The sequence below is a fragment of the Paraburkholderia sp. UYCP14C genome, from assembly GCF_004197395.1.
Lineage (GTDB): Bacteria > Pseudomonadota > Gammaproteobacteria > Burkholderiales > Burkholderiaceae > Paraburkholderia.
Genome location: NZ_SELS01000046.1, coordinates 43,620 through 69,742 on the forward strand (window position 1 = coordinate 43,620; position 26,123 = coordinate 69,742).

Here is a 26,123-nt window from a genome sequence, read left to right on the forward strand (position 1 = left end):
AAGCAATCGCAACAGGCATGTTTGCGACATGTGTCCGTTGCGCCGTGTATGAGGGTCAATCCTTCCTTGCGCGGATATTTTGGCCGTCGGATCATATACGCGAGGCTTCGCTGCCGCTTTTCCCGAGGCGATAGAACAATGGAAATTTCGATTCCGCGCAAACACAGCAATCGGCTCGTCGCATCGCGCGCGCGTGAGGACGTACAACGCGAAGTGGCGAAGCTGCTCTGCGAGCACCGCATGGAGGTGTCGGGCCAGGAACCGTTGAATGCCGAGCTGTATGGCGTCGCGATGCATCGCGCGAGCCTGCTCGAACTATGCTACGGGCGCGCGACCCACATCGACGCCGGCGAACTCGACGATCACTTTCTGTTTCGCTCGACCCTCGCCGGTCACTGCGAGCTGCAATCGGGCCATCAGCGCGTGTCGTTGTCGGCGGGCAGCCTCAGCGTGTCGTCGCCGTCGCGCGCGAGCCGCATCAGCACCGACACGGCCTGCCGCAGCCTGCTGCTGCGCATCGACCGGGCCGCGCTCGAAATCAGGCTCGCCGAAATGCTGGATAGCTCGCTGCGTCGCCCGCTCGTATTCGATCTCGAAGTCGGCCGCGCGCACAGCGGCGCCGCCGCGTTTCATTCGACGTTGCGCTATCTGTGCAACCTGTGCGAGCAGATCGACGTGAGTGCGCGTGACAGCCTGCTTGGTCCCGAACTCACGCAGTGGCTCGTCACGCTGCTGCTGCTGCAATTGCCGCACTCCTATAGCAACACGCTCGCGCGCGGCGCGAAGCCGCCTCTGCCGGCGCACGTCAAACGGGCGCGCGAATATATCGATGCGCATCTCGGCGAAACGCTGTCCGTCGCGACGCTCGCGCAGGCGGCGGGCGTATCGCCGCGCACGTTGCAAAACGGCTTCAGCCAGTTTCTCGATGTATCGCCCGCGGAATACATCCGCGAGCGGCGCATTGAAGCCGTGCATCGCGCGCTGAAGCAAGACCCGCAGCGTAGCGTCACCGACGTGTTGCTCGAGCATGGCGTGCATAGCTTCGGCCACTTTGCAAAAGCGTACGCGCGTCGCTATGGCCATCCGCCCTCGGCGACCGCGAAGCACGGCACGTTACGGGCGTTTTCATGAACGGCACCAACGACTTCCTGGCGCGGCCGGGTGACGAACCCGACGGCGCGTTGCGCGTACAGGACCTCGACCTCAATCTGCTGAAGACCTTCAACGCGGTGTACGTCGAGAAGCATGTGGGGCGTGCCGCGCTGCGGCTCGGCATTACCCAGCCGTCGGTCAGTCATGCGCTGGGCCGTCTGCGTCTGCTGTTTCGCGACGCGCTGTTCGTGCGCACCGGCGGCGGCGTCGAACCGACACCGCGTGCGCAGCGTCTCGCGGCGTCGATCGACCGCTCGCTGTCTATCCTGCAAGCGGTGCTCGACGAAGGCGCGCAGTTTCTTCCGGCCACTTCGCGCCGCACCTTCCGCCTATACATGAGCGATTTCGCGGAGAGCGCGTTTTTGCCGACGCTGTTGCGCGAGCTCGACGAGCGCGCGCCCAGCGTCGTGATCGAAACGCTGCAGATCGACGAAAGTCAGTTCAACGGTGCGATCGAATCGGGGCGTATCGACTTCGCACTCGGTAATTTTTCGCAGGCGTTCAGCCACTTTCATCGCTGCGAACTGCTGCAGGAGCGCTACGTGCTGATGATGCCGCGCCGCGTCGCAGAGCATTACGCACTGACCGATCAATTCGTGCTCGACGCGACGGCGCCGCCCGGATTGCAGTTCATCTCGGTCAGCTCGCACCCGCAAGCGACGGCGCTGCTCGAGCAGCACGGACTCACGTCGCGGGTGCGGGTGGCCGTACCAAACTTCATGGTGGTGCCCGCCATACTTTATCGCTGCGACTACGCACTGATCTTGCCGCGAACCGTAGCACGCGCATTTGCGCCGCTCGGCGAAATGGCCGCGTTCGAAATTGCCAATGCGTCGACCTGGCCGGTCAGCGCGTACTGGCATCGACGCTTCGACGCGGAGCCGGGCCACCGCTGGCTACGCGCGTTGCTGATGGAACTGTTCCGGATCGGTGCGCGCGAACCCCACGACAGCTGGCTCGCGATCCCGCCTAATTTGCGCTCGCCCGCGTTCAGAACGTGAGCGCGGGCTCACCTCGATTAGAACGACGCCAGAATACCGGCCACCACCGAGCTTGCGGTTGCACCCGGCTTGGAGACTGCCACGCCGGCACCGCCCGCGCCGTTGATCGTGAACGCCGCGTGCTCGCCGTTGCGGACCATCGCCGCGCCCGTATAGAGAACCGTGCGCTTCGACAACGGGTAGTCCAGACGCAGCCCGTATGAATCGGCGTTGCCTTCGCTGTCAGCGATCTTGCGGTAGTGACCGTAGCTCACCAGCAGCGACGCGTTGCCGATCGGCACCGTCGCGTTGAGTTCGAAGAAGTCGTTGTGCGGGTTCGAGAACGCGCTCGCCACGGCAGTCGTCACGTCGGGGCCGCCACGATGCCGCATATAAATGAACGCGGGCTTCACGAATCCGAAGTCGTACGAAATCGCACCGAGCGCGTAATTGCCGGTGCCGGTGGGACTGGTCGGCGACAGCGCTGCGGCAGTCGACGTGCTGAACTTCTGCTGCATGTAGTCGACGTCGATCGACAGCGGCCCGTTCCCATAGTTGAGGGAGGCGCCGTACGTATCGCCGAGCGTCGACGGCACGTTGGTCGCGCCATTGGCGCCGCGCGAGGCCGTCGCGCGCAGCAGGAAGCCGCCGATGCGCGGTGACGTATAGCGCAGCGTGTTGCTCGTGCGCAGAAACATGGGCAGCACGAAGTTGTTCGATGCGTTGCCCCATGCGAGGCCAGCGCCGTAGCCGGGCAGGCTGTAGGTAACGAACGACGTATGCAGGACCGTATAGGTTTCGCCGGCCTGGAGGCCACCAAAAGGACCGGTCAGTCCGACCCACGCCTCGCGGCCGAACAGCGCGCCGTTGCCGCTTATCGCGCCGTTGGCGGAATTGAAGCCGTTTTCGAGCTTGAAGATCGTCGCGTAGCCGCCGCCCAGATCCTCGACGCCTTTCAAGCCCCATTGGTTCGCGAACAGATTGCCTCCTCCCATCCGCGCGACATGATTCGGCCCGAAGTTCGCGTACTCGAGCGCTGTATCGATACGACCGTACAGGGTGATGCTCGATTGCGCGAGGGCTGGCATTGCCGTCATCCCCACGAGTGAAACAAACCACTTCCAGTTGGTCATCCTGTCGTCCCGGCGAGAAATGTCGATCGTCGCGTCGCACGCCAATCCGCGAAGCGCGTGTTCTAGTTGAAGAACTGGCAAAGCTCCGCTGTGCGCGGGGTTTGCCAAGCAGAATCGGGGGGAGTCTAGGAAGGCCAATATCGGCCGTCGATCAAACCGGGCGCATATCACTTATAGATCCGGTTCATGCGCGCAGCAGCGCACCGCGGATAACGCCGCAAGCGCCCGTCTGGCGTGGCTTGCAGCGGATGCGCCTGGTAAGACTTTTAGTCGGATCAGTAATTGCCCCTGTATGTCCTATGGCACATGCACCTTGGTCGCCGAGATTTGGTTGCGTACGCTGGTCCGTCTCCTCCGAGCCAATGCATCGGAGAACCACCGGTTTCGCGCCCACAACACGATCGACACATCGGAGAATTCAATGACCCGCACCACTGTCAGCCCACCAGCCAGTGAATCAGGTGCCAAACGCTACACGTACGAGTGGTACGTCGTGCTGATCTGCATGCTTGCTTATGTCTTCTCGTTCGTCGACCGGCAGGTGCTCGCGCTGATGATCGAGCCAATCAAGCGCGACCTGCATCTGACCGATACGCAGTTCAGTCTCGTGCACGGCTTTGCGTTTTCGCTGTTCTACGCGGTGATGGGCATCCCGCTCGCGTACCTCGCCGACCGCTTCGCGCGGCCCCGTATCATCGCGACGGGCATCGCGTTGTGGAGCGTCGCCACCGCCGCCTGCGGCATCAGTCAGAACTTCCTGCACATGTTCATTGCGCGCATGAGCGTCGGCGTCGGTGAAGCGTCGCTGTCGCCGGGTACCTATTCGATGCTCGCTGATTCCTTCCCGAAGGAGAAGCTCGGCCGCGCGGCAGGCGTCTACTCGCTCGGCTCGTTCATCGGCGGCGGCATCGCGTTTCTGATTGGCGGCTATGTGATCGCGCTGCTGAAGCAGGCGTCGATGGTGACGCTGCCGATCGTGGGCGCCGTGCACGCGTGGCAGGTTACGTTCTTCATCGTCGGTTTGCCCGGTCTGATCGTCGCGCTCGTGTTTATCCTGACGGTGCGCGACCCGCAACGCAAAGGGCTCGTGCAAGACGCCAACGGCAAAGCACGGCGCGTGTCGCTCGCCGATTCGGCGCGCTTTATCCGTTCGCATGGCAAGACGTTCTTCTGCCACTACATCGGCTTCTCGTTCTATGCGATGACGCTGTTCTGCCTGATGAGCTGGACGCCCGCGTTCTATATGCGCCGCTTCGGCATGTCGCCAGTGCAAGCGGGCTATACGCTCGGTACGATTCTGCTGGTCGCCAACACGGCAGGCGTGTTCTGCGGCGGCTGGCTCAACGACTGGCTGCTACGCCGCGGACGCAGCGACGGCCCGATGCTCGCGGGCTGCATCGGCGCGGCGGCGATGGCGCTGCCGGCCGCCGCGTTCACGCTGGTGGATAGCCTTGGCTTGTCGCTGACGCTGCTGGTGATTGCGATGTTCTTCGCGTCGTTTCCGATGCCGACTTCAACCGCTGCGATGCAGACGCTCGCGCCCAACCAGATGCGCGCGCAGATTTCGGCGGTGTTTCTGCTGATCTCGAACCTGATCGGTCTCGGCATCGGCACGACGCTCGTCGCGCTACTGACAGACAAGGTGTTCGGCTCGCCGCTCGCGGTCGGCCAATCGATGTCGGTGGTCAGTCTCGTCGCGGCGCTGCTCGCGACTGTGCTGTTGGGATTTGGCTGCCGCCAGTTCCGTCTGAGCCTTGAGCGCGAGCATCGGCACTCGCAGAGTGCGCACGCCAGCTTGCGCGACCAGAATACGGCGGGCGTGACGGACGCAGGCCTCGGTGCGACGCGCGCCTGACGCAAAGAGCTGATGGCCCGGTCTCGGCGATTGTGCGGCAGCTACCCATCGAGTTCCCGACATTCGCCCTACGGCAACGGGGAATGTCATGCGCCACTGCAGCGAACGCGTACTCGCGACCCGCAAGGGACGGTCGCCTACACGCAAAGCGGCCGGTCAGACAGGCTCCGTCGGGCGCTTTGCTAACGAAATGCCTGCCGGACCCCCAGCGCAATCATGAGCCCTCCACATGTGAGGTCGATCCATGCCTTCGCGCGACGATACGCCGTCGCAATCGCCGCGTGCGATAGAACGAGCGCGACTGCTCCGTACCAGCACGTCGCTGATGCACCGACAGTAGCAAGCATCGCGAAGAACGTCGGCGTGGAAACGTGGGTGGGCACCGCTGAGGAAAACACCGCCGCATAGAAGGCGATGGACTTCGGGTTCGCGATATTTGTCGCGATGCCTTGCAGGAACGCGGCACGAAACAGAGGCGCCTTCGTTGGGTGACTTGCTACGGAGGGGGTTGCCCGTGCCGACACAACGAGTCGCAGCCCGAACCAGATCAGATAGGCCGCGCCGGCAAGCCTAACGCCGACAGCGAGCCACGGGAAAATAGCGAACACCATTCCGATACCAAGGATGGCGCAAGTCGCCCAGAACAGATTCACCGTCACGATTCCGGCGACAAGCGCGAGCGCATCGGAGCGTCTGCCGGCTACCGCCTTGTGAGTGATTGCGACGAAGTTCGGCCCGGGTATGACGACACCGGCCGCATAGACAGAAAAGACTGTCACGATAGCAGACGAATCAACCATTTATAGCCTCAGTGAATTGTGGTTGGACAGAACGTGGCGTTGCTTCATCGGGAGCATTCTGAAGCAATTCACGATTGACCGCTGTCGGCCGATACTGTTGAAGAACTCACTGTCCGTACTTCGCGCAAGGTTTTTAGGGGTCTTCTTACCCTTGACCGGTGTGCGCGAACGGTTTGCGGGCTGATCTGAGAGGTCGAATTTCTCGCGGCGGGACTGATAAAACCACGCAACGACTTCTTTCAACAGTGTCGGCCGATTGCACTCACTAAACCATCACGCCGCCAAGCGGCCACTGATCCGCGCGAATGCTTCTGGCCGCCTGCTTACGAGCCACGGTGTCGAACGGCTACTGTCGGCCAGAATGAGACGTTCGACCGCCGCGCAGATCGTCAACAATGCAATGTCTGTCTGGACGCGACCTATCGCATTCGACTTTGAGTGACCGATAGCGTCGTGGTCGACTTACACCAGTGCTGACAACAGGATGCACAATGTCCCGCTCTGAGCGTCTCCTTCATCCGCTGCAAGTGCTACGTCGCTATCGGCGTCCCGTACTGGACTGCTTTCATCACGTCCGGGTTGGCGATATCCGTTTCCACCAGCGCCGAATGAATATCCCGCCGGAGCAGATAATCGGCCAGCGCGAGCGCAACAAAGCTCTTGCCCACGCCGACCTTGCTGCCACCGACGAGATAGATGGGGTTAGTCGCGTCCAGCCATGACCAGGTTCGCCTATCTCATCGATCCCTGGACGCGCACCGTGGAAGCGGTAGAGCGTACCGCAGTCGATGCCCCCAGTGTCCTGCAGGAAATCCATTCCCTGATGCACTGCGACTTCATCCAGGCTGTGGGTCTGCATGACGCGGGCTCGGATATCATGTATCTCGAAGAGGACGGTTATCGGAAGGACGCGCGGGCGTGCTTTCACTGCCGGCTGTGGTCGGATCAAACGGTCGCGGGTCGTGCGCTGTGGGTCGGTAAGACAGCCGACGGCGACGACGCCAGTCCCTCGACGCCACTCGACCATGTGCGCGCGCACATTGTATGGTGCAGTTTCGTATAGACATCGTCACCCCCGAAGGCTTTATCCTGGCGCCCGCCGGGGGACCAATTGCGCCCCACTGCCGCCAGGTGCCCCGTCCGGCCTTCCGAGGCAGCTGACAAAGCAGTGCGGACATCCAACCTCACGTCTGAAGGAGCAGAGTTCGGCCTTATGTGAAGCTTCACATAAGGCTGAATTGTGTGCGTAGCTCGTCCGTCAGGTTTTGCGTCGGGTAAGCGTAAATCACGCTCGGGGTGAGCGCGGGCTCGCCCCGATTGATTCGCTGATCGTGCGACCGAACTCTCTACCGAAACGATCGTGAGCGTGTACAAGTGTCGTGCGCCCGCGCGTGCAATGCCACGAGCCGTCCGGCTCCGCTACAGCGCCGGACCGCCCCCATGTGCTGGCTGGATGCTCAATGGGTGCGCCACCGGTCCCGGGGAGCCGGGAAGGTGGAAAATTTACGCAGGAGCCCGCGCATTAGCACACTGCCCGGCAACGCTCGATCATCGAACACGACTGCAAGTAACGTCAGTGTCCCGTAACTCGTTCCCACCCATGTCGCACTGCAGCCTTGAATCGCTCCCACCCACTTTCCGGATAACGCGACTCCCAATCATCACGCGCACTCGACTCGATTGATGTCCAGTCTTGCGCTCGATATCGCTCGTCTTGTCCTAGCGTCGCTCCGTGCGTGTATGCGCGGCGATATTCGTCATACGACCCGCCTGTGTGCGCATAGTGGTCGTCGTAGTCCCTGCGAAATTCATCGTCATAAGGGTCGTCATCCAGCGGGCTACCGATGACAGGATTGCTAACGCTTCCTGACCAGGAGTTCGGTTGTGCTTGTGCCGGACCTGTACCGTCATCAGACGGATAGGTTGCATGGTATTTGACACCTGCAGCCGCATCCGCTGATGTATGTGCGACTCCAACGTCAGCCACCCCCAATGTCTGATGCTGCCTGTACTCTGCGGACGGATTGGAAACAGGCTCCTCCGTGCGTGTCCTGACCTGTTGCATTCCACCGGTCAATTTTTGCTGATCTGATGAAAACGCAGCGTCTTGCGCTTCAGTCCCCTGTTTGAATTGAACATCGCCGGTTGCTGGTGACATACGAGAAACCTGCATCGTATCTCGCGAAATAGCAGGCTCATCGGTCTTCGGCAACGAAGGCGCCTGACCTGCTCCCATTGGAACGCCGTCGTTACCTGGCACGGGTTTTCGTTCCACGCCTACTGTGTCGTATTGCAATCCGGTTGACGCACCATACAGGGAGGATGTCTCACGAACTGAAGAGCTGCCTTGATGTGTCCGATGTTCAGAGATATCTGCTTCTCCCAACCGATTCCGCCACGCATTAGTCTGCTCTTCGATATCGGCTGCGCCCGCGCGCCGCATGACGTCGCGTGCCATCTCGACTTGCATTTCTGAAACGTCGGCGCTGACAATCGTTCCTCCGCGGCGGATGAACTCCCGATAGTCCTCGGCATCCGGCGGGTACTCGCCAGGCGGGAAAAGGCGCGCAAATAATTGCTCAAGCTGATCAAACACCGGCTTTGTATGGCGCACACTACCGCTTCCGGGTGCATAGACACGTGGCCCCTTTTCCAGCGGAGCGCCTGCCGACATCGAATAGATGGTGATATCGGCTTGGGCAATGCCCGCATCCCCAAGCGCCCGCTGCGCGGAACATCCATCGGCGTAGCTGTCGTACACGCCTAACACGGTTTGTCTCATGATTGCCTCCCGACGCAATTGCAGTGCGGCGTACTCACCGCCGTACGGACGACTGTCGCAACACGTGTGCCCGCGCGCACGGGGGACGAAAGTGACCACCCGAGACCGCCGGCCACAATACAGGCACAACGATATCCGCCCTGCTTTTTGCATCCAGACTCGTCCTTCGGCCGGAACAAATCTTCAGCAATGCGCCGAATCCGTGAAGCCAACGACATCAAGCACGTCGAGATCGGGTTTTTCGTCGACTGGTATCAAACCGGTGAGCGACGCCGCACGTCCGACAGCATGCGTTACTACTATCTCAAGGCTGGGGAAGCACTTCGCGCCCGCATCGTAAAGGATTCGGCGTCGGCCCGCCCCCCTCGCTCAGGTCCAGCTTCCGCGAGCGTGTCAATGCTGTCAGTCCGTGGGCCCCAAGTACCCAGGAAGTCCGAGCGCTGTCATGCTTTTTGCGAGTTTCACCGCGCGCTTGACCAGAGACTCATATTCCGCGTTGCTTGTGGGCAAAGGTAGATTGCGCCGGAAGAAATCAGCCCATCGGAATTCCTCGAGCGGGACCGCCGTCTTTTCGTAACCGCCTGCGTCGCGCACCGATGCCGACAGACTCCTGAACTCATCGTCTGTCAGTTCCCAGACGTGTTCGCACATCTCCGAGAAAGCCACACGCTGCCCGTGAGCGTCGTATGGATAAGTCCAGCGATTGTTTTCCATCGTCAGCCAGAATTCCGCTTTCGACAGCGACGATAAATCTCTGATGAAAACGATGGGGACGCGCTTGACATCCGCTCGCCAGAGAGCGGTTGCCACGTGATGGTGATCAATCACGTAGAACTCATCAGCTGGACCATAGACCACAGGGATCGGCTTTTCCGCAATCGCCATCTCAAGGTCATGACCGGTCAATGATCGGTATGCCCGCGTCTTCTCGCGAATTTCGCGCATGCCATGCGTTATCTGGGTCGGGCGCAACCGGTCGATTTTCAGCATCTTCATTTTTGCCTCCACTCCGTCAAAACGTGCGACCGGTCCGTGCGTTCGACCCCGCCGCACATCAGATGCGGCGGCGTCCCACACTCACGCGGCAGGCTTGAGCACGACCCTGGTCCATCCCTCGTCTCGCACGTCGAAATGCCTGTAACCTTCCGGCGCATGATTGAGCGGTAACTCGTGCGAAATGATCTGCGACGGTCTGGCCTTGGCCGCCGCAATCAGGTCGCGCAATTTCGGTTGTACGCCTTCACGTTAGCCTGGCCTGTCGCGATGTGCTGGCCTCTCATCCACAACTGCCCGAAGTCCAACGCGAGTCGACCCTTCTTCGCCCGTGTGCTGATCCTTCTCGTGCTGCTCTCCGGACATCGCAAGGCGGTAGGCGACATGAAAGTGCGTCGGCTGACGCGTACCCTGTACTGGCTCGCGACCGACACCGCGCCGATCGCCCACACTGCGCTTGAGTGGTTCTGAGCCGCACAGTCATGACCGCGACTGGAAGAGGCGTCCCACGCTGTCGCGTAAGCTGCGTGGCCACCGTCGGCCGCACCGCCTCAAATAATCGGCGCGCCGCCGGTCACCGCGATGGTTGCCCCGGAGATATAACTGGCTTCATCCGATGCGAGCATCACGTAGGCGGCCGCCAGTTCGGCGGGCTGTCCGGGACGCTTCATCGGAACCTGCTGGCCGAATTTCTCGACTTTCTCTGCTGGCATGGTTGAAGGAATCAAGGGCGTCCAGATCGGTCCCGGTGCCACGCAGTTCGCGCGAATGCCTCTTTCCGCGAGCAGTTGCGCAAGGCCACCTGTGAAATTCTGGATCGCGCCCTTGGTGGTCGCGTATGCAATCAGCCCCGGGTTCGGATGATCGGCATTGATCGACGACGAATTGACGATCGCCGCGCCTCGCTTCATGTGCCGGACGGCCGCCCGTGTGATCCTGAACATCGCACCGATGTTGGTATCGAATGTCTTGTCCCACTCTTCGTCGCTGATCGCTTCCAGCGATGGATAGCTCATCTGATACGCCGCATTGTTGACCAGCACATCGAGCCGCCCGAAGGCCTCGACGGCACGCGCGACGATCGCGTCGCAATGCGCGTGCTGCCTGATATCCCCCGGCATCAGCACTGCCTTGCGGCCCGCCTGCTCGACCCAGCGCGCCGTCTCGCGTGCATCGTCGTGTTCGTCGAGGTAAGCGATCAACACGTCGGCGCCTTCGCGCGCGAACGCAATCGCCACGGCGCGGCCTATCCCGCTGTCAGCGCCGGTGATGATCGCCCCTTTACCCGCAAGTCGTCCCGAACCTTTGTAGGTCTTCTCGCCATGGTCCGGCTGCGGGTTCATCTCCGCCGTGATGCCGGGTGTGTGGTGCTGCTGCTGTGCGGGAAACGGCGGCGTTGGCCGTCGAGCTTCACTCTGCTTGTCGCTCATGACATCTCCTGAATTCGAATCATCCTGTGTGACGCGGGACGGCCCCGGTGCGCATGCGAATCGGTTCGTCATCCGAGCCAACCCACCCATGAGCCTGCTTCCGAGCAATCGTCAGGCCCGCGACGCAGCTCTCGTGCAAATCGGGATTCACTGGTGCGAAAGACCGCAGGCTCGAACCGACATTACGGATTGAAATGTCACGGAATGATACTTGCGCGGTTGCACGGTAGGCATCCTCAGCAACTGGAGACTTCAATGACACAAACAGTTGGCGATTTCATCATCGAGCGTCTTCATGCATGGGGCGTGCGGCGTATCTACGGCTATCCCGGCGACGGCATCAACGGCGTGTTCGGCGCATTGAGCCGAGCGCAAAGCGAAACGAAGAAACGCAACAAGGGCACGGATCAGCCCGGCCCGATCGAATTCATCCAGGTCCGCCATGAAGAAATGGCAGCCTTCATGGCCGCCGCGCATGCGAAGTTCACCGGCGAGCTGGGGGTGTGCATCGCCACATCCGGGCCTGGCGCATCGCACCTGCTGACGGGACTGTACGACGCGCGCATGGACCACATGCCGGTGCTCGCGATTACCGGGCAGCAGGCACGCGCCGCGATCGGCGGACATTATCAGCAGGAACTCGATCTGCCGGCGATGTTCAAGGACGTCGCCGGCTCGTTCGTCGGCTTTGCGACGATGCCCGCGCAGGTGCGTCACCTGGTCGATCGCGCGGTGCGCATCGCGCTCGCCGAGCGTGCGGTCACGGCGCTGATCTTGCCGAACGATCTGCAAGACCTCCCCTACGAAGCACCGGGTCGCAAGCATGGCACCCTGCATTCGGGCATCGGTTACGCGCGCCCGCGCATCGTACCGAACGACGAACAGTTGCGCGAGGCCGCCGACGTGCTGAACGCGGGACGCAAGGTCGCGATCCTGGTCGGCGCGGGCGCGCTCAACGCAACCGACGAAGTGCTCGCCATCGCGGAGAAGCTCGGCGCCGGCGTCGCGAAGGCGCTGCTCGGCAAGGCCGCGCTGCCCGACGATTTGCCATGGGTGACGGGCCCGATCGGCCTGCTCGGCACGAAGCCGAGCTACGACATGATGACCCACTGCGACACGTTGCTGATGATCGGCTCGGGCTTTCCCTACTCGGAGTTCCTGCCGAAGGAAGGCGACGCGCGCGGCGTGCAGATCGACATCAAGGCCGACATGCTGAGCCTGCGCTATCCGATGGAAGTCAACCTCGTTGGCGATAGCGCCGAGACCTTGCGCGCACTGCTGCCGCTGCTCGAGGAGAAGAAGGACCGCTCGTGGCGCGAGCGCATCGAAGGCTGGGTCTCCGACTGGTGGAAGACGCTCGAGAAGCGCGCGCATGAACCCGCCAAGGACGGCCTCAATCCGCAGCGCACCGTATGGGAACTGTCGAAGCGCATTCCATCGAACGCGATCGTCACCAGCGACTCGGGCTCGGTCGCGAACTGGTACGCGCGCGATCTGCAGGTGCAGCGCGGCATGATGTGCTCGCTGTCGGGCGGCCTCGCGTCGATGGGCGCGGCCGTGCCGTATGCGATCGCCGCGAAGTTCGCCTACCCCGAGCGGCCCGTGATCGCGCTGGTCGGCGACGGCGCCATGCAGATGAACAACATGGCCGAGCTGATCACCGTCGCGAAGTACTGGCAAGGCTGGAGCGATCCGCGCTGGATCTGCATGGTCCTCAACAATGGCGACCTGAATCAGGTCACGTGGGAACAGCGTGTGATGGAAGGCGATCCGAAGTTCGAGGTCTCGCAGAACATTCCGTCCATTCCGTATCACCGCTTCGCGGAGCTGATCGGTTTAAAGGGCATCTACGTCGACAATCCCGAGCAGATGGCCACCGCCTGGGACGACGCGCTCGCGTCGAATCGTCCTGTCGTGATCGAGGTGAAGGCCGATCCGAACGTGCCGCCGCTGCCGCCGCACATCACGCTCGCGCAGGCGAAGGCTTTCGCGCAGACACTGATGAAAGGCGATCCCGACGAGGGCAACGTAGTCGTCGAAACGGCGAAGCAGGTGCTCGGTGCCGTGCTGCCTGGGCATCACGACAAATAAGGCGGCCGCAAATGAAAGATCGCATCGCCAACCTGGATGTTTGCTCCGCGCCGGTCAGCGCCCGCGTCATTACACGTATTCGAAGGTCATGGCGTGGGTCGCACTCGATCGCTTCGTGGCAAACCATGAGCGATCCCGCAGCGTCGGGCACGCGACCTGTGCCCGATTGTCGGCGCTTCGCGACCGTATTCGCGAAGAAGTGTTCCGCGAGGCCTGGAACGACGGGCTGAATTCCTTTGTTCAGTACTATGGCGGCCAGACCATCGATGCCAGCCTTCTGTTGCTGCCGGCCGTCGGATTCATTTCCGCCAGCGATCCGAAAATGGCGAGCACGACCGGGCGCATCGAACGGGAGTTGTCCGAGGGCGGCTTGGTTCGTCGAACTCAATCGACGCATGGCGGGCCTCACGAGGGCGCTTTCCTTGCATGTGCCTGCTGGCTTGCCGATTGTCTGCACCTGCAGGGGCGCCACGCGGAGGCTCGCGCCCAGTTCGAACGCGTGTTGTCTACGGCGAATGACCTGGGCCTGCTGGCGGAGGAATACAACGTTCCCGGCCGCCATCTATCGGGCAATTTTCCGCAGGCGTTGACTCATCTGGCGGTGGTGAATACTGCATTGCGCCTGGGCGGCCCTGCTATCGCGCAGGGCGCCATATAAGGTCCCTTATGGATCGCGCTGAAGCAGCGTCACTCCATCACCTGCTTCAGGGGAGTTTGGCACTCACTGCGCACTTGATGCAGCCGTGCCTGACGCGCCCTTTGCGTGCTTGGCATTGTGGGGCATGCGAGTCGAGGACTTTGTTGTCGATCCCTTCGATGCGGACATCGACCCACTCGCGCCGCCGGTATTCGGTGCGCTAACTCCCGCCCCGCCCGGGCCCGCTCCGTTGGCTCCGCCCGCCACGCCAGCCCCAGCGCTCGTCCCTCCGCCGCCGCCGCCGGCCCCCTGTGCAGATGCCACACCGACGGACGTCCCGACCAGAGCAAGACACACAATTGCTGTCTTCATTGCCTTCATTGCCTTCATGATTGCCTCCCTTAGATGACCGCAAACGCGCGGAAAGGCCGACGAGCGAGTCCGTTCAACACGCACTGGTTTAGATATCGCACGGCGGCAATCTGGAAGCGCAACGAATATGCCAGACCTCGTGCCGGTCAGTCGTCGTCAGCGCCTCGCGACTTCTCCTTGCATGAGGTGCAGACGATCGAACAAGGCTTATACCCTTCAATGCCGTTCATTACAGACGCTCACGTAAGCGGTCGCCGGCAGCACCTGGCGTACCGGCCGGCTTTCCTCAGCGCGCGCCGGCCGTGACGACCCGCACCGGAATCGACTTTGCGCCCGGCACTTTGCTCTCTTTCGCGTAGTGCCACAGCGGCAGCAGCGGATTGCACTCCGGGTAGTAGCCGCCGATGCATCCCTGCGGGACGTCGAACGGCACGACGCTGAGTCCGTCGACGCGGCGCTCGACGCCATCGTCCGCGATCGTCTCGAGGCCGATAATGTCGCCATGCGCGAGGCCGCGCTTTTCCATGTCGGCGGGATTCATCAGGATCACCATGCGCGAACCCTTGATTCCCCTGAAGCGATCGTCGAGGCTATAGATCGTCGTGTTGAACTGGCTGTCACTGCGCAAGGTCATCAGCCTCAGCGCGTTGGGTTCGCGACCGGGCATGTCGGGATCTTCACCGAGAGAAGCGGGCACCATGAACTCAGCCTTGCCGCTTTTGGTCTTCCATTCACGCTGACGCGCGGGCAGTGGCCGGATAACGCCGCCGGGCGTCCACATGCGCGACTCGAAGTCATGGAACATCTCGGGCCACGTCTTCGACATCTCGACGCGCACGCGCGAATAGTCGTCGCGCCATGCATCCCAGTCGACGCTCGACTGCTCGCCGAGCGTCGCCTTCGCGATGCCCGCGATGATGAACGGCTCCGAGCGTATCGTCGGCGCTGCCGGTTCGACCACGCCATGCGAGCCGTGAAAGTGCGCCGTGCTGTCTTCCATCGACACCGCCTGCTCGCCGCCCGCCTGCCGGTCGATTTCGATGCGGCTCAGACACGGCAGCAGATACGAGCGCGGGCCGTGCACCAGATGGCTGCGATTGAGTTTGGTCGTCACGTTGACGGTCAACCCCAGCGCGGCCCACGCCGGCTCGGTGCGAATCCGGTCGGGCACCGAGCGCACGAGGTTGCCGCCCAGGTTGATCATCGCGTTGACCTTGCCGTCGAGCATCGCCTCGAAGGCCTCGACGATGCTCATGCCTTTCTCGCGCGGCGGCTCGAACGAGAACTGTTTGGCTAGCTGATCGAGCGGCGCGAGTTCAGGCTTTTCGGTGATGCCGACCGTGCGCTGTCCCTGCACGTTCGAATGTCCGCGTATCGGCGATGGCCCCGCGCCCGGCTTGCCGACATTGCCGCGCAGCATCAGCAGATTGCACACCATGCGCACGTTCTGCACGCCCATCCGATGCTGCGTGAGGCCCATGCCGTAGTGGATGATCACCGCGTTTGCCTTGATGTATTCGTCGGCGGCCGCTTCGAGCGCGGCGCGGGGCAGACCGCTCTCGCGCTCGATGTCGTCCCAGCTCGCGGCGCGCACGTACTGCGCGAAATTCTCGTAGCCGTTCGTATGCTCGCGAACGAAATCGATATCGACGACGCGCGCGCCGCCCGTGCTCACCGCGCGATCGTCCGCTTCGATGACGAGCTTGCAGATGCCGAGGATCGCTGCGGTATCGCCGCCCGTCTTCACCTGATGGTACTGCGTGCTGATCTGCGTATCGCTGGGCGTAAGCATGTCCACCGGTGACTGCGGATTCGCGAAGTGCAGCAGGCCCGGCTCGCGCAACGGATTGAACGTGATGATCGGCACACCGCGTTTGCGCGCATCCTGCAACTGATGCAGCATGCGCGGGCTATTCGTGCCGACGTTCTGGCCGAAGAAGAACATCAGGTCGGTCTTCTCGAAGTCGTCGAGCGAGACCGTGCCGACGCCCACCCCGATCGACTCCTTGAGTCCGACGGCGGTGCTTTCGTGGCACATGTTCGAACTGTCGGGCAGATTGTTGGTGCCGTACATGCGCGCGAAAAGCTGCAGCATATACGAGGTCTCGAGCGACGCGCGCCCCGAAGTGTAGAAGACCACGCTGGCCGGCTCGAGAGTGCGCAGTTCGGCACCGATCGCATCGAATGCTTCCTGCCACGGCACCGGCACGTACCGGTCGGTGACCGGATCGTAGCGCATCGGCTCGGTCAACCGGCCCGCCTCTTCGAGATCGTGGTCGTGCCATTTCGCAAGTTCGCTGACCGTGTGGAGCTCGAAGAAATCGGGTGTCACGCGTTTGGCCGTGAGGTCCCACGCCGTCGCTTTCGCGCCGCTTTCGCAGAACTCGAACGTATGCGGATCCGCCGGCTTCGCCCACGAACAACTGACGCACATGAAACCATCGGGCTTGTTCTGATGCATGAGGACCCGGCTGTCCTTCAGCGGCGCTTTTTCCTGCAACAGGATCGTCGCGACTGCCTTGACCGAACCCCATCCACCCGATGCGTACGGATACGCGTCGCTTTTGTCGTCTTTGCTCATGAGTCCACCCCGTTCACCAGAAATGTCACGTCATGAGCAATCAGCACGTCGCGTTCCAGGCCGCACCGCATTGTCGCGGGACGGTGCTTGCTGCGCCGCGTCGACTCGCCGCGACGCGAGACATTGCGAGAAGGCTACGCCCCAGCCGACAGACCAGGTCGCGAGAACCCAAACGGCTTCGAGGTCTTCCCCTTTGTCTATTTGTGCAAGGCCGCGCGAACGCTCGATACGTCATGCTGCGTCACGGGCGAAGCCGCATTGCCCCATGTGTTGCGAACGAAGGTCAGCACATGGGCCATTTCAGTGTCGTTCAATTTACCTGCGAACGACGGCATCTTTCGGGCCTCCGGTCCCCCGTCGGTCTGCGGGCTGCCGCCACCCTCGACGAGCAGTCGCACAAGCGATGTCGCCGAAGGCGACAACACAGCGGGGTTGCCCGCGAGGCGCGGGTATTTATGCAAGACGCCCGCCCCATCCACCTGATGGCAACGCGCGCAATAGGTCGCATAGATGCCGGCGCCCGGGCGTTCGACATCGCCAGTCTTCAACGCCTGTACGGTCTGCAGTGCAGCGCGCGACTGTGCATCGAAGCGGCCGCTCGCGGCACGCGGCGGAAGACTCTTCAGGTATGCAGCGATCGCGCCGAGATCGTCGTCGTTCAGATACTGCGTGCTGTCCTCCACAACCTGCACCATGCTGCCGAAGGTGATCAGTCCTCCACCGTGGCCGTGCTTGAGGAAGGCGGCAATGTCGGTGGCGGAAGTGCGGCCGAGTCCCGAACCAGGATCGCCCGTCAGGTTCGGTGCAAACCAATGGTCGTTGGTGCCACCCGTCAGATAAGCCGTGCTGGACTCGCTGTAGCCGCGCTCCTCATAAGCGGGCCCACGAGGCGTGTGGCAGGCTCCGCAATGTCCGAGCGATTGCACGAGATACGCACCGCGATTCCATTGCGCGTCGCGCCCGGCTTCGGGCTTGAACACGCCACTTGGCGTAAACATCCAGTCCCAGAACATCAATGCCCAGCGCTGGTTGAAGGGGAACGGCAAACGCGTTTGCGGTGCAGGAGTGCCGACTGGCTTCACGCCGTGCATGAAATAGGTGTAAAGCGCGTGCAGGTCATCATCGGAAATCTTTGCGAACGATGGGTACGGCATGGCCGGATACAGACGCGTGCCGCCGGGTGCGATGCCGTCGCGCAAGACGCGCACAAAGTCGTCGTAGCTATATCGGCCGATGCCGGTACGCGGGTCGGGCGTGATGTTCGATGAGTAGATGACACCGAATGGCGTCGCCATTCCCAGGCCGCCGGCGAAAGACGGTGATGCAACGGGCGTGGCGCCCGGCGGTGTTACGCGTGGTGGCGCAGTATGGCAGCCGGCACAGTCGGCGGCTTTGGCAAGATATGCGCCGCGAGCAATCTCCGCCGGGTCGGCATTGCTTGCGGCGCTATCGGCGGTTCTGCCTGCGACGGCAGGTGGGCTGCCGCCCGTTGCCGGTGTGGCTTCGCTCGCCGCCCGACCTCCCGTCAATCCGAATCCCAGCGCCCACGCCATCATCGCGCTTATTCTCAGGCGCCTGAGCAATCGCCGCCATCGACCCTGGGACCGCGTAACGGACTCGCTGGAAGCGTTCATGATCACCACCACCGGCACGGCGACACGATCGCCAACGCCACGTCCGTCGCCACCAGCGCGAACATGAATAGGGCGCTGCACATCGCAGCGACGCGGCCCAGAAACCCCGCGAGCGCGAGTTTCGTCTGGGGCACATCGCTCAACGTACTGCGATTCTTCGCTCCGACCCGGCGTAGATTGCGCCACGCAATCAGACTGCCGGATGCGCCGGCTATGAAACACACCGCACTGATCGCCATCAGAGCCGGGCGCAGCCACGGCACGACCGGCGCAGGCAGCGGCTCGCCACCTGGATAGCAACTCTGCGCGGCCAGAGTCTCGGCAATCAGCATTTGCACGAGCCAAGCCAGCGGTGCCAGCAGCAATGCGGCGAGCAGGCGCACTCGCGTCGGAGACGGCGTATCGGGTGGTTTCATGTCCGCGGCCATGACCATTCCTGGAACAGGTACGGCGTCAGATACAGCGTGCAGAAAATAAACAGCCACACGATATCGACGAAATGCCAGTACAAGCCGCCGATCGTCAACGCGGCGCAGCGCTTTTCGTCGAAGTAGCCGAGTGCGGTCCACAGCAGCAGAAGCGCCAGCACGACGATGCCCACCGCCACGTGTGCCATGTGAAACCCGGTGATCGTAAAGTACAGCGAGCCATACAGATGCGTGGTGAGGCCATACGGATGGTTATGCCATTCGAGCAACTGGATACCCATGAATGTGCACCCAAGCGCGACGCCGACCGCCATCGAAGTTACTGCCCAACGCAAGCGTCTGCGTCGCACCAAACGCTCGCACAGCCAGACGAACGCGCTGCTCGACAACAGGATGATCGTGTTCGCGATGCCGAGCCCAAGCTTGGGCAGCCCTTCAGGCGGCCAGTGCTGCGAGCTTTGCGAGGCGAGATACAGATACGTGAAGATCAGGTAGCCAAACAATGCCCCTTCTGTCGCAATCAACGTCAGGCAGCCCCACCAGCCGCCCGAACGTTCGCCCGCGCTCCCCACCGGCAACGGGAGTGCCGATTCCGCGGACTGCCCCGATGGGTGATTGATGTCAACGGCGTCGCTCATGTCAGCTTCCCGTATCGTGAACGGGAACGGGTTCCCGCTGGACGAGCCCGCGCTCGGGCCACAACCACACCGTGATCGACACAGCACAGCCTGCCAGCATTGCGCCCGCAAAAATCCATTCCCCTAGCGCGAGTCCCGCGAAGACGAGCGTCACGAATATCCCGAGCCAGAACGGTGTATACGAGTCGCCCGGCATCTTCAGGATCACATCGGGCAGCGCCTCCAGCGCGGTCGTGCCGAGCGCTTCGCGGCCCTGCGCAAGCAGATAGCCTTCGTCGAGCTGCGAGCGCGACCGGTGATCGCTGTCCACCTCGTCAATGCGGCCCTCCCACAATGGATGCCGGCTCGCGAGCGACGGTACCACCGCAAAGTTATAAGGCGGTGGAGGTGAGCTCACCGACCATTCGAGCGTGGGAGCATCCCATGGATTGTCGCCAGCGGGCTTGCCGCTTTTAAGACTCACCAGCAGATCGACGATAAAAATCAACACGCCCGCCGCAAACAGGAACGACCCCAAGGAGGTGACGAGATTGACCGTATTCCAGCCCATGTCGGGCGGATAGGTGTAAATGCGGCGCGGCATGCCCAGTAGCCCCGCGATATGCATCGGGAAGAACGCAATATTGAAGCCGGCGAATAACACCCAGAAGCCCAGCTTGCCGAGGCGCTCACTCATCATCCTGCCGGTGAACTTGGGAAACCAGAAGTAGATGCCGCCAATCACGGGAAACACATTGATGCCGAGCAGGACGTAGTGCAGATGCGCGACCACGAAATAAGTATCGGTGAGCTGCCAGTCGAACGGCACAGCCGCCGTCATCACCCCGGACACACCGCCGATCACGAACAGCAGCACGAACGCCGCGAAGAACAGGAACGGCACGCGGAATACCGGCCGGCCGGTCCAGATGGTGGCAATCCACGCGAACGTGGCGACCGCGCTGGGAATCGCGATCACCATACTGGCCGCGCCGAAGAACGACAGCGCGAGCGCGGGAATGCCGGTCGCGAACATGTGGTGAATCCACACCACGAAACCTATGACCATCGTGGCGACCGTCGACAGCGCGACCGGTCCGTAGCCGACCAGCGGACGCCGGCAAAACACCGGCAACGCATCGGAGACGATGCCCATTGCAGGCAGCACCACCGCATACACCCAGGGATGCGCGAAGATCCAGAACAGGTGTTGCCAGAGCAGCGGACGACCGCCGTTCAGCACGTCGAAGAAATGCGTGCCGACGCGGCGGTCCATCCACAGCATCAGGAACGCGAGACTCACTGACGGCACTGCGAGAAGATTACCGCCCGACGCGGTGAGCGTGCCCCACACCAGCACCGGCATCCTGTCCAGCGACATACCGGGCGCGCGCATCCGCAACAGCGTCACCACGAAATTCATCGAGCCGACCGTCGTCGAGATGCCGAGCAGCACCATCCCGAGTGCATAGACATCGATGTTCGGGCCCGTGCTGTATTCGAGGCCTGAGAGCGGCGCATAGTTGAACCACCCCGCATCCGCCGCCTGCCCCGCCGGAAAGCTCGCGTAAAGAAAGATACCTGCGAACAGAAAGACCCAATAAGACAGCGCGTTCAGTCGCGGGAACGCCATATCGCGCGACCCAAGTATCAGTGGCCACAGATAATTCGAGAATCCGGACAGAACCGGTAGCGCGTAGAGAAAGATCATCGTCACGCCGTGCATCGTGAAGAGCTGGTTGTATTGTTCGGGCGTAAGGACGGTCGCATTTGGACGCGCGAGCTGGATACGCATCAGCAACGCTTCGAGACCGCCCATCAACAGGAATACGAAAGCGGTGACCAGGTAACGCAAACCGATGGTTTTGTGATCGACCGTCGAGAGCCAGCCGCGCCAGCCTGGCGGCGCTTCCCAGATTTCGCGCAGACGTTTCTCCTCGGCACTGCCCGGAAGCACCCGGCCACGCCACGGCCTGCGCACGAGCGGCGGCGCGTCGACGGACTCGCTTTCCGACATGCCTCGTACGGCTCCCGCCAGTGGTGGACCTTCGCTCTGGGGATGATCGGACATCAATGTGCGCTCCGTGGATTCAGTGGGCTTTCAACGCAGAGTCGCCAGATAGGCGGACAGCGCCGCAGCATCCGCGGTTGTCAAAGCGATATCCGGCATCAGGGTGTCGGGCTTGATCTGCTGCGCGTGCTCGATCCAGTCGAGCAGATGATCGGGTGTGTTGGGGAGCGTGCCCGCCGCGATCTTGCGGCGCGAGCCGAGATGCGTCAGATCGGGCGCTTGCCGGCCGGTGGAGTCCGTGCCACGAATGGTGTGGCAACCTGCGCAGCGCTCCGCAAACAGGTGCTGGCCCTCGACAACCAGGTTGCCACTCAACGGAGCAGCCGCTTCCCCTTGCGCATCGCGCCACGCGTCGAATTCGGCCGGGTTCTGGGCAACGACTTCGAAGGCCATGTGCGCGTGTTGCGCACCGCAAAATTGCGAGCATTGTCCGCGATAGACACCAGGCATGTCCGCCTGAATCCACTGTTCGTTGGTTTGTCCGGGAATGGTTTGAGTCTTTCCCGCGAGCTGCGGCACCCAGAACGCGTGCACGACATCCGCGCTTTGTAGTTGCACCTTGACCGGCGCGCCCACCGGAATATGAATTTCGTTTGCGGTGCTGAAGTTGCGCGCAGGATTGGGGTCGTCCGCGTAATCGATCTTCCACCACCAGTCGTAGGCGGTCACGGTAATGGTCAACTGCGGGCGGGCGCCAGGCGAGGCCACGGATTCCAGCGTAATGAGGATGTAGACGAGGAGCGCCAGCAACACGGCCGAGGAAACGCCGGTACCGTAGTAGATCCAATGTATGCCGCCCTGTTCAGCGTTCAGCACTTCCGGCTGCGCGGGCGGCCTCTTATGCATGAGCGCCCAAAGCAGAAGGCCTCCCACGATCACCGTTACCGTCACCGCTACGGCCGCCAGCGCCCAGCCGAGCCGCATTGTCGGGAGCGCGGCAGGACCAGCCGCATGCAGAAAATAGTTCAGCGGAGCCGAATCCATGTGTGCGGGTGCCACGGTTAGCGCGAGCAGACTCGTCAGTCCTTTGCGCGCGCCATTCGACGCTGGCCTACTACCCGTTTCAACGGCGTTCAATCTTGACTCCCGCGTCCCACCCCTCGAGCTGCATACTCGATGCGCACGGCGTGACTACCGAAGGCATGAGCAAAAAACAGACCGCGTCGGACAGCGTGGGGGGAGCGCATGTCAACGCGGCAGATCAGCGCAAGTCGGGTGGCTTTTTCCGTTTCCGTCCGCGCACCGATGATGGCATTAGATGCCACGTGCTTGAGATGCCGCGAGCCAGAGCAGCGCCGGTGGGAAAAATGATCCAGAAATTGGTCTGAACACGCGGCAGCGCGTCCCACTCGGGCGGGTCGCCGTCGAATACACCTGACAGCAGGGAATCAATGAACCCATAGGGGCCACCCTGCCGCGCGTAGGTCACTCTTTCGCCCACTCAGCGGCCATGGCAACCGCAAAATCGCGGTAAGACCTGGGCGGGCGCCCCAGTAGCGCCGACAGGCGCCCGATCTGCTCGGTCGAAGCCACAGCTCCGTCCTGCTGATATCGTTGCATCATCAGGCGCATGTCGTACGCCAACCAGGCCGGCGCGACTGATTTTAGTCGCTGCTCGAGGAGATCGAGATCGTTACCGCCGTGGCGAATCGGACGTTCGAGCGCGTCAACCCAGATCTTCACAACGGATTCCGCCGCCAGCGCGTCTGGACCGACCAACTCGTATGTTTCTCGCGGCAACGGGTCTGCGGCAAGCTCACGCCGCCGCAACTCTCTGGCTGCAGCCTCTCCGATGTCGCGAACGTCCACCATGGAAACGCCTTTGTCACCAATCGGCATCCCATAGATACCGTGCTTCAGCAGGGCCTCTTTCTGCTTGACATCGTTCTGAATAAAATACGCGGGACGAAGCACGGTCGCGGGTATGTCGCACTGTTCGATCATGCGCTCGACCGCATGCTTCCCGGTGAAGTGCGGCACGTCGACATACTCTGCAGCCCCGAACACCGACAGATACACCACACCCTTCACGTGCGATTCCCTCGCGATGCTCAAGGCCTGCAGCGCTTGAGTCAGTTCGTCGGCCGCGTTCGGCACGAGCAGGAACAACGTGCTGATGCTCTTCATCGTTTGCCGCAACGAATCCAGATCGGATAAATCGCCTTTGATTGCCGTGATGCCGTCGGCAAACTGGGCTTTCTCGGGCGACCGCGTCAACGCATACACATGCGTTCCACGGCCTTGCAGGTGTTCGAGGACCTGCTTACCGATGACGCCCGTACTTCCAGTGACAAGAATTGCCATGACTGTCTCTCTGATGAAAGGCCAAAAACGGCCCGGTGAAGAGAGGTTATTCGTTCCGAATATGAAGCGATAGTCATAGAATGTAGACACCTCGTCTCGTGAACGGAACGATTATGAATTTAACGGCGCTCTCCGATTTCAACGCGGTCGCCACCCATCATGGCTTCGGTCCCGCCAGTCGAGCGCTGGACCGCCCTAAGGCGACGCTGTCGAGGCGTGTCGCCGAACTGGAGGAGGAACTCGGGGTTAGGCTGATCGAGCGTGGCTCGCGACGTCTGCGTCTGACGGAAGATGGCATCGCACTCCATGAGCGCACTCGAGGGCTACTGGCAGAGCTTCAGGAAGCGGGGGAAGCGGTAGCTTCGCGCGCGCCGGTCGCACGTGGAAGGCTGCGCATCAGTGCTCCCATCGTTTTCGCTCACGTCGTGCTGTGCGGGATCGCCGCGCGCTTCGCATTGGAGTACCCACAGGTCGAAGTCGAAATTGTTGCGGAAGACCGTACCGTGGATCCGGTGGACGAAGGTTACGACCTGGTGATCCGCGTCGATCCGCAGCGTGACGAGCAACTAGTGGGAAAGCGCATCTGTGATGATGAACGATGGCTTGTCGCAACGCCAACCCTGGCGATTCCTTCCGTGTGCAAAGATGATGCGGGTCCAATCGCGGTCCCGGCAGTGGTCGCGACGGCTGCAACCTCGGGGGCGATCTGGAGCGTGCGGACTGAATCCAGAGACACCCGAGCATTCGCGCCGATGCCAGTCTTGCGGCTATCGTCGCTATTGATGGTACGCGAGGCCGTTCTGGCCCACGTGGGAGCGGCTATGTTGCCTCGGCTGCTAGTCGAGAAAGACGTGATGGCGGGACGACTTGTCTGCTGGGGAAAAGAGGAGGACTCTCCTGTGGAAATATGGGCGCTTTACCACTCGCGTCGGCTGCTGAGTGTCAAAGTCAGAGCATTCCTGGAAGCGCTTCAGGGTATCCCCGTTCGATCGTGAAAATCATGGCGCTATGCGACGGATGCTGGTGCGCGAACCAGCTCGACGATCAATTCGACAACGGTCATGCCAGTAGCGCTTTCGATTTTCCGCTTATGGCCGGTTGTACCTGTTGGGCCGCGATGCCAAAAAGCCGCCGCTGGCTCAGGACGAATGTTTTGGACCGCCAGCCGGCTTCGCGCAAAACAGCGCAGTTGCGCAGTAACGCATCCAGAGACCGGTTGCGCCCATGCGGGTGGCCTTGCATTCGGCCTCAATAGCAAGGGCCACTTGCAATTCACCGCAGTAGACGACAACACGAATACGGCGACAATCTGGACGTTGCGCGAGGACAGTCACTAAGTCAACACGGAACACCCGGTCAAGCCATCGTTGCTTGCTCCGTGCGACGAATGTGCATACGCGTGAATTCCGGTTTGGGATAGTTATCCACGTCACGTACTCATGTCTGGTACGCGCGGTCATGCGAAGCACCTCCGCTGACCGCGCGCCGCCAGCGATACGTCGGAGCAGACCTTCCGGGAATATGTCCGGGAGGCCTTCAGGGCTTCACGATATGCCACATACCCTTGAATCCGTCGCCATTCATCTGACCCGGTTGTTTGTCCTGCGCGAAGCGATACAGAGGGCGGCCCTTGTATGTCCATTGATGCTTGCCGTCACTGACAGTGATGAGCCCCCAGTCGCCGCTCGCTTTGTCGTATGAATCGGCAACAGCAGCGGGCCACATGGTGGTGCAGGCACCCACGCAGGCGCTTTTCCCGGGCACCGTATCCTTATCGAACGCGTAGAGCGTCATTCCATCGTCGTCGACCACCATACCGTTCAAAATCTTTGGCGCCTCCGCGAATGACGCTATGGGCAGCACGCAGGCAATGATGCACAACAGGGTTCTGGTCATGATTTCAGTCCTTGTATAGATGCGGTGACAGTGCCGGAGCACGACGAGAAGGGTGCAAGCGGGACACGACGACGTGCCGAAGATGGTCTCTCCTGGCTGCCGTAACGGGTAAACGATTGATCTGGCGTCCTATTCCATGTGAGCGATTGAGGGGAAAACAGCGATCCAGTTCATGGACAAACGTCGGCAGTTCTTCCCATGAAAGTGCAGCGTGCTGTTTTACCTGTGCGCGCTTCTTCGACCGTGGCAACACCAATTGAAGATGGTCAACATAGCGCGCCGGGTTGCTACCCGTGCGGTGACCTAACACCGTTTCCGCATCGAGAATCGCCTTGATGCGGCCGCGCACGCGGCGCGCTGTCTCCGC

General features: G+C 61.8%; 22 protein-coding genes and 3 pseudogenes. 9 read left to right on the top strand and 16 right to left on the bottom strand.

The window, feature by feature from the left end; genetic code table 11:
• The first annotated feature begins 138 nt into the window (after positions 1-138).
• Both EVC45_RS31535 and EVC45_RS31540 read left to right on the top strand, forming a co-directional pair.
• The gene (locus EVC45_RS31535; protein ID WP_129962090.1) at positions 139-1,131 is read left to right on the top strand and encodes an AraC family transcriptional regulator; all 993 of its coding nucleotides are present in this window, start codon (positions 139-141) and stop codon (positions 1,129-1,131) included.
• Complete coding sequence (locus tag EVC45_RS31540; protein WP_129962091.1) at positions 1,128-2,153, top strand: LysR family transcriptional regulator; 1,026 nt, start codon at positions 1,128-1,130, stop codon at positions 2,151-2,153. Before EVC45_RS31535 ends, EVC45_RS31540 begins: the two co-directional genes overlap by 4 nt.
• 17 nt (positions 2,154-2,170) lie before the next feature.
• Here the strand turns inward: EVC45_RS31540 and EVC45_RS31545 are convergent, their stop codons facing one another.
• Complete coding sequence (locus tag EVC45_RS31545) at positions 2,171-3,265, bottom strand: porin (protein WP_129962092.1); 1,095 nt, start codon at positions 3,263-3,265, stop codon at positions 2,171-2,173.
• 421 nt (positions 3,266-3,686) lie between these two features.
• Between EVC45_RS31545 and EVC45_RS31550 the strand changes: the two genes are divergently transcribed.
• A complete protein-coding gene (locus EVC45_RS31550) occupies positions 3,687-5,120 on the top strand; it encodes an MFS transporter (protein ID WP_129962093.1) in 1,434 nt (477 codons plus the stop codon).
• 182 nt (positions 5,121-5,302) lie between these two features.
• Here EVC45_RS31550 and EVC45_RS31555 read toward each other — a convergent pair whose 3' ends face one another.
• Together EVC45_RS31555 and EVC45_RS31560 are read right to left on the bottom strand one after the other, a co-directional pair.
• Positions 5,303-5,920, bottom strand: coding sequence for a LysE family translocator (locus EVC45_RS31555; RefSeq protein ID WP_129962094.1), 618 nt, complete (start codon positions 5,918-5,920; stop codon positions 5,303-5,305).
• 554 nt (positions 5,921-6,474) lie between these two features.
• Positions 6,475-6,636, bottom strand: a pseudogene (locus EVC45_RS31560) (protein mobD); the annotation flags it as partial.
• Between the two features lie 2 nt (positions 6,637-6,638).
• Between EVC45_RS31560 and EVC45_RS31565 the strand changes: the two are divergent.
• Complete coding sequence (locus EVC45_RS31565; protein WP_129962095.1) at positions 6,639-6,983, top strand: hypothetical protein; 345 nt, start codon at positions 6,639-6,641, stop codon at positions 6,981-6,983.
• A gap of 510 nt (positions 6,984-7,493) precedes the next feature.
• On the opposite strand, the gene EVC45_RS31570 is transcribed toward EVC45_RS31565, so the two are convergent.
• From EVC45_RS31570 to EVC45_RS47040, 3 genes and pseudogenes are all read right to left on the bottom strand, one after another.
• Positions 7,494-8,702 (bottom strand): hypothetical protein, encoded by a 1,209-nt coding sequence (locus EVC45_RS31570; protein WP_129962096.1) that lies wholly within the window; start codon positions 8,700-8,702, stop codon positions 7,494-7,496.
• A gap of 402 nt (positions 8,703-9,104) precedes the next feature.
• Positions 9,105-9,698: a ParB-like protein gene (locus tag EVC45_RS31580; RefSeq protein WP_129962097.1), complete on the bottom strand. Its 594-nt coding sequence runs from the start codon at positions 9,696-9,698 to the stop codon at positions 9,105-9,107.
• 81 nt (positions 9,699-9,779) lie between these two features.
• Positions 9,780-10,024 (bottom strand): annotated as a pseudogene (locus EVC45_RS47040) (aldehyde dehydrogenase); the annotation flags it as partial.
• Between EVC45_RS47040 and EVC45_RS45820 the strand changes: the two are divergent.
• The gene (locus EVC45_RS45820) at positions 9,966-10,166 is read left to right on the top strand and encodes a hypothetical protein (RefSeq protein WP_168991569.1); all 201 of its coding nucleotides are present in this window, start codon (positions 9,966-9,968) and stop codon (positions 10,164-10,166) included. The pseudogene EVC45_RS47040 and the gene EVC45_RS45820 overlap by 59 nt on opposite strands.
• Before the next feature lie 80 nt (positions 10,167-10,246).
• Here EVC45_RS45820 and EVC45_RS31590 read toward each other — a convergent pair whose 3' ends face one another.
• On the bottom strand, positions 10,247-11,125 hold the full coding sequence (locus tag EVC45_RS31590; RefSeq protein ID WP_129962098.1) for a glucose 1-dehydrogenase: 879 nt from the start codon (positions 11,123-11,125) through the stop codon (positions 10,247-10,249).
• A 255-nt stretch (positions 11,126-11,380) separates the two neighbouring features.
• Between EVC45_RS31590 and EVC45_RS31595 the strand changes: the two genes are divergently transcribed.
• Together EVC45_RS31595 and EVC45_RS31600 are read left to right on the top strand one after the other, a co-directional pair.
• A complete protein-coding gene (locus EVC45_RS31595) occupies positions 11,381-13,216 on the top strand; it encodes a thiamine pyrophosphate-requiring protein (RefSeq protein WP_129962099.1) in 1,836 nt (611 codons plus the stop codon).
• On the top strand, positions 13,185-13,874 hold the full coding sequence (locus EVC45_RS31600; protein WP_373683097.1) for a glycoside hydrolase family 15 protein: 690 nt from the start codon (positions 13,185-13,187) through the stop codon (positions 13,872-13,874). Before EVC45_RS31595 ends, EVC45_RS31600 begins: the two co-directional genes overlap by 32 nt.
• 637 nt (positions 13,875-14,511) lie before the next feature.
• Here EVC45_RS31600 and EVC45_RS31610 read toward each other — a convergent pair.
• From EVC45_RS31610 to coxB, 6 genes are all read right to left on the bottom strand, one after another.
• The gene (locus EVC45_RS31610; RefSeq protein ID WP_129962101.1) at positions 14,512-16,806 is read right to left on the bottom strand and encodes an FdhF/YdeP family oxidoreductase; all 2,295 of its coding nucleotides are present in this window, start codon (positions 16,804-16,806) and stop codon (positions 14,512-14,514) included.
• A gap of 197 nt (positions 16,807-17,003) precedes the next feature.
• Positions 17,004-18,362 (bottom strand): cytochrome c, encoded by a 1,359-nt coding sequence (locus EVC45_RS31615; protein WP_248295327.1) that lies wholly within the window; start codon positions 18,360-18,362, stop codon positions 17,004-17,006.
• A gap of 80 nt (positions 18,363-18,442) precedes the next feature.
• Positions 18,443-18,868, bottom strand: coding sequence for a hypothetical protein (locus EVC45_RS31620; RefSeq protein WP_211193506.1), 426 nt, complete (start codon positions 18,866-18,868; stop codon positions 18,443-18,445).
• Positions 18,853-19,506 (bottom strand): cytochrome c oxidase subunit 3, encoded by a 654-nt coding sequence (locus tag EVC45_RS31625; RefSeq protein WP_129962102.1) that lies wholly within the window; start codon positions 19,504-19,506, stop codon positions 18,853-18,855. The genes EVC45_RS31620 and EVC45_RS31625 overlap by 16 nt, the downstream gene beginning before the upstream one ends.
• Position 19,507: 1 nt before the next feature.
• Positions 19,508-21,502 (bottom strand): cytochrome c oxidase subunit I, encoded by a 1,995-nt coding sequence (gene ctaD / locus EVC45_RS31630; RefSeq protein ID WP_129962110.1) that lies wholly within the window; start codon positions 21,500-21,502, stop codon positions 19,508-19,510.
• A gap of 84 nt (positions 21,503-21,586) precedes the next feature.
• Positions 21,587-22,540, bottom strand: coding sequence for a cytochrome c oxidase subunit II (coxB, locus tag EVC45_RS31635; protein ID WP_129962103.1), 954 nt, complete (start codon positions 22,538-22,540; stop codon positions 21,587-21,589).
• 143 nt (positions 22,541-22,683) lie between these two features.
• Here coxB and EVC45_RS31640 point away from each other — a divergent pair, with 143 nt between their 5' ends.
• A complete protein-coding gene (locus EVC45_RS31640) occupies positions 22,684-22,884 on the top strand; it encodes a hypothetical protein (protein WP_129962104.1) in 201 nt (66 codons plus the stop codon).
• A 97-nt stretch (positions 22,885-22,981) separates the two neighbouring features.
• Here the strand turns inward: EVC45_RS31640 and EVC45_RS31645 are convergent, their stop codons facing one another.
• Positions 22,982-23,860, bottom strand: coding sequence for an SDR family oxidoreductase (locus EVC45_RS31645; protein WP_129962113.1), 879 nt, complete (start codon positions 23,858-23,860; stop codon positions 22,982-22,984).
• Positions 23,861-23,973: 113 nt separating this feature from the next.
• On the opposite strand from EVC45_RS31645, the gene EVC45_RS31650 reads away from it, so the two are divergent.
• Positions 23,974-24,855: a LysR family transcriptional regulator gene (locus tag EVC45_RS31650; protein WP_129962114.1), complete on the top strand. Its 882-nt coding sequence runs from the start codon at positions 23,974-23,976 to the stop codon at positions 24,853-24,855.
• A gap of 541 nt (positions 24,856-25,396) precedes the next feature.
• On the opposite strand, the gene EVC45_RS31660 is transcribed toward EVC45_RS31650, so the two are convergent.
• Both EVC45_RS31660 and EVC45_RS46255 read right to left on the bottom strand, forming a co-directional pair.
• The gene (locus tag EVC45_RS31660; protein WP_129962106.1) at positions 25,397-25,756 is read right to left on the bottom strand and encodes a hypothetical protein; all 360 of its coding nucleotides are present in this window, start codon (positions 25,754-25,756) and stop codon (positions 25,397-25,399) included.
• Positions 25,757-25,760: 4 nt separating this feature from the next.
• Positions 25,761-26,123: pseudogene (locus EVC45_RS46255) on the bottom strand (hypothetical protein); the annotation flags it as partial.